This is a genomic window from Mesorhizobium sp. M0159 (assembly GCF_040322295.1).
Taxonomy (GTDB): domain Bacteria; phylum Pseudomonadota; class Alphaproteobacteria; order Rhizobiales; family Rhizobiaceae; genus Mesorhizobium.
This window is the reverse complement of the sequence record NZ_JAMYTF010000118.1, coordinates 1-3,605: the sequence shown is the minus strand read 5'-3', so window position 1 is coordinate 3,605 and position 3,605 is coordinate 1. Positions and strand designations below refer to the sequence as shown.

The window sequence follows — 3,605 nt, the reverse complement described above, 5'->3', positions numbered from 1 at the left end:
GGCAAAACGAGCACCCTTATTCCGAATTGTTTCGATCAGCTTTTCAGCTTCAGGCAAAGGTAGACGACTGATGCGGTCTATCTTCCAAGACTGGGTCGACATCTGGGCGAAGGCAGCCCCTGCGACGCAACTTCATACCGGAGAATGGAGGCCGCGCTGGGAGGTTGTTGCTACCAACTCAAAGTGATTGTCCGGGAGAGTTCGGCGATGTCGCCATAGATCATCGAACCTGTGACGAGAAAACATTTATCACCGAGGACTTCGAAGAGTGAGCTTGACGCGGTACAAACCGGCAGGTTCTTCGAATTGGCGTACGTGCCGAGCGTCGCGGTTTCGACCTTACGGTCCTTGGCTTCGGCACAGCCGACACTGATCGCGAGGATTGCGATAGCAATGAGAGTCGCCTTGCTCATATTTTGCCCCTGGAGCCAACTCTTGTCGGGTAAGTCGCGAGATGCATCAAAGTAGCACCGGCCCACGATCGGTTTCATCCATCGATTGGAGGAAGCGGGCTCATCCATAATTAGCAATATCTTGAGTAAGGCGCCGAGCGCACCAGACTCATGGAATGGCGCGGGGCATAGGTATTGGTGACGTGGTGGCGATCACAGCCACAGTCCGCAGACGGATCACTGAGGACCACGTCAGCGTTTCCATCCCGAGCTATAGCTTTCCGCATTCGATCATCGATCATACCAAGGTGAAGAAGGGGCAGCAGATCGAGCTTACCGGACAGATCACGCGCATAGACGAGGAAGGCGGCAGGGTGACCGTCGATCTGGGACCGCTGGTGACGATCGACATCGACAAGGTCAGGCTGGTCGAGAAGTACAGGACGCCAAAGCGCAAGTAGCCGCTCCGCGACATGGTGGATTAGCTCGCGGACCGCCGCTTATCCACGCGACATCGGTACCACTCAAACGAATGGCAATTTTCTGCCTGAATGCGTTTAGGGTCCATGCTCGGAGACCACGCATGGGTATCGCGCGGGAGACAGGTGACTCCCCGTTTCAAGGCGTCGAGATGCTACGAGCACTGAACAGTCAGTTCCTTAGACCTAAAGATCGGGCGATCTGCCAGCGGGTTGTCGACCAGGTAACCGCCGACGCCAAATGGTACAGCACCCCGATAGACGGTCAGATTCTGGCCTCGACCACGCTGAATCTCTTTCAATCAGGGGTCGTAAACGAAACGAATTTGCTGGCACATGTTCGCGCGCGGCGCCACGACTTCACTAAACTGATAGGCTAGTTCTTCACCCTCGCGACATGGGCGCGAAATGCGGCTCCTCGTAGTCCGCCGGCCTATTGTTAAGCAGATTGAGCGCCCGCTTTATGTCCCGATGCAGATGGTCGATCGCTTCCCAATGCTCGCCAAATGGCTTGAGCGACAACTGCGCGTCGCGGAGTTCAGCTAGCTATTACCTTGCCGGAAGTTCTTGGACTTGATCGACTCCTCCGGCGGTGAGCCAAAGGTATTTTTCTGAAGGCTCGCGGAGGCTGCCTGCAAGCGCCTGAAGGCCGAGGCTGCCATCAAAGGACGGCGCGGACCTTGTTCCTGCAGCCCTGCCGAACTGCGCGCCAAGGGATTGAACTCCTATCCGCCGAATTTGTAACGCACGCCGAGCGAGATGATGTCGACGCGGCCGTCGGCCGCACCGGCATAACGAATGTTTGCCGTCGTTTCGTCGACCGGCGCATCGTCTACGAAGAGGTGTGTATAGGCGGCGTTGATCGAAAGCCGCTCGTTCCAGTTGTAGCTCGCGCCAATGCTGGCCCAGACGCGGTCTGCATCCGGCAGGCGCATGGAGCGGTGCTCGTCCGTGGTTGGTGCGATCTCATAGCCGAGACCGGCCCGGAACGTCCAATTGGGATTGTATTTGTACTCGCCACCGAGCGAGAAGAACCATCCATCGTCGAAATCGAGTGCCAAGCTCGTGCGGGCCGGCGAACCGCCGAACGGCACGGTCTGAATGCGGCTCCAATTGGCCCACTCCATGCCGGCCATGACCGTGAAAGCGTCGTTGATGCGCTGACGCACGCCGATCGATACAGTTTCAGGTAGCGTGATGTCGGCGGAGACCGGATAGGTTCCCGCGGGTATCGTGCCGATCGGCGTAACGACGGGGATGCCGAAGGACTGGCTGCCGTTCAGCGAATGCTTGACCATCGAACGGTAGCCGATGCCGATGGTAGTGCCGTCGAAAGGCGTCAACGTCACGCCGGCAACGAAACCGGCATTGACGTCATCGCCCTTAAGCTGTTGCCGTGGCGGCGTGGCGGTCGGTGCGAGCGCCGTTTCGATGTCGACGTCGAAATACTCGATCTGCATGCCGATGCCGACGCTGATCATGTCATTGAGCTTGAAGCCGAGCACCGGAGTCGCGTTGACCGACACCACCTTCGCGTCGAGATGGCTGAACATCCCGACCCATGGCGCGTGCGAAGTCGTAGCGAGGCCATAGGGCGCGGTGACGCTCAAGCCGATATAGAACTCGTCGGTGACCGGCACTGCAAAATAGCCCGCCGGCACGATGCCGGTCTCGCCAACGTTGCCGCCATTGCCTGTAATGCCCAACGCCGTAAGCGTTGAACGCGTGGGGTCGACATCAAGCTCCGAGCGCGGGAAAATGGCTGTCAGATTGCTCTCGATGGTCGGATTGGTCACCGTGGTCACCGCCGCCGGATTCCAGAACATCGAGCTGATCGAATCGCCCGGCGCTGCCATGCCGGCAAAGCTCGAGCCCTGTCCGTAGGCGGATTGCTCGCGGACCGCAAAGCCCCCGGCCTCCGCTGTCGCGACCTCCGCTACCATCGCCACTATCGTCGAAACAAAGGGTATTGAGCGCATCTCGCTACTCTCGATGGCCGCCGGCGCATCGAGGCGACGGCAGTGTCAAGTCAGAAGAAGTAGAAGATCGGAAGCTGTTGTTGGTGTCGACGGCAGGCGGCCAGCACTTCTGGCACGTCAATGATGGAATGAGAGCAAATCTAGGTGCCCTACTTGCCAAACCGTCACGGACAAAATGGCTCAGGCGCATTCAGAGGTCCCCCTCTGCATCATCCAGCCAAGCCCACCTTGATATGAAGGTGAATTATCATTGCGTACCAATCAATTGCTTTTTGACCCGAACCGGCATTGCGTCTTGCTGTGTGACACATCGGCCACAGAGCCACCAACTGATGAGAGTTCGCCGAAGTCATCTTTGCCTGAAAAACCTCCCCGGCCATCCCCTAAGAGAACGGCAGGAGGCCAAAAGCTGTGCATTTGAACGCGAAAAGCGGAGCAACTGGTAAATCGGTACGTGCGCTTTTGATGCGGGGTGGCCATCCTGATCAACGGCGCCAGCGGCCTGAAATGGCGCCTCCACGACCTCGCCTGGGCGAATGAGCGTCCGCTTGGGGTCATGGCCGTGAATTGACCCGGAGCGAGCCGTTCCCTCAGAATCGCAAGAGCGTAGGGTGAGCGGTACTACATCGACCCGGCCAAACGCCATTCCAACCGCTGATCCGTCTCGACCGCTTTCGGCCGCGTCGGACGTTTCGCTAGGTCGCTTCGCCCGGCTTATGGAAGTTCGATCTCGCCGTCCACCACGTGGTTGAGGC

Annotated in this window: 4 protein-coding genes; 2 read left to right on the top strand and 2 right to left on the bottom strand. The window is 58.5% G+C overall.

All coding sequences use genetic code 11. The features are described from left to right. Window positions 1–170 precede the first annotated feature (170 nt). Window positions 171–413, bottom strand: a complete 243-nt coding sequence (locus NKJ32_RS35180) for a hypothetical protein (RefSeq protein WP_352594572.1) — start codon at window positions 411–413, stop codon at window positions 171–173. Between the two features lie 155 nt (window positions 414–568). Here NKJ32_RS35180 and NKJ32_RS35175 point away from each other — a divergent pair, with 155 nt between their 5' ends. Beyond that, complete coding sequence (locus tag NKJ32_RS35175) at window positions 569–853, top strand: hypothetical protein (RefSeq protein ID WP_352594574.1); 285 nt, start codon at window positions 569–571, stop codon at window positions 851–853. A 122-nt stretch (window positions 854–975) separates the two neighbouring features. Beyond that, window positions 976–1,251, top strand: a complete 276-nt coding sequence (locus NKJ32_RS35170; protein WP_352594575.1) for a hypothetical protein — start codon at window positions 976–978, stop codon at window positions 1,249–1,251. 345 nt (window positions 1,252–1,596) lie between these two features. Here the strand turns inward: NKJ32_RS35170 and NKJ32_RS35165 are convergent, their stop codons facing one another. Further along, window positions 1,597–2,814 carry an OmpP1/FadL family transporter gene (locus NKJ32_RS35165; RefSeq protein WP_352830533.1) on the bottom strand — a complete coding sequence of 406 codons (1,218 nt, stop codon included), beginning with the start codon at window positions 2,812–2,814 and terminating at the stop codon, window positions 1,597–1,599. Window positions 2,815–3,605 lie beyond the last annotated feature (791 nt).

Excerpts from the sequence above, each read along its gene's own strand:
- NKJ32_RS35175 (WP_352594574.1), top strand. The coding sequence starts at position 569 with ATGGCGCGGGGCATAGGTATTGGTGACGTGGTGGCGATCACAGCCACA.
- NKJ32_RS35165 (WP_352830533.1), bottom strand. The coding sequence starts at position 2,814 with ATGGTAGCGGAGGTCGCGACAGCGGAGGCCGGGGGCTTTGCGGTCCGC.
- NKJ32_RS35180 (WP_352594572.1), bottom strand. The coding sequence starts at position 413 with ATGAGCAAGGCGACTCTCATTGCTATCGCAATCCTCGCGATCAGTGTC.
- NKJ32_RS35170 (WP_352594575.1), top strand. The coding sequence starts at position 976 with ATGGGTATCGCGCGGGAGACAGGTGACTCCCCGTTTCAAGGCGTCGAG.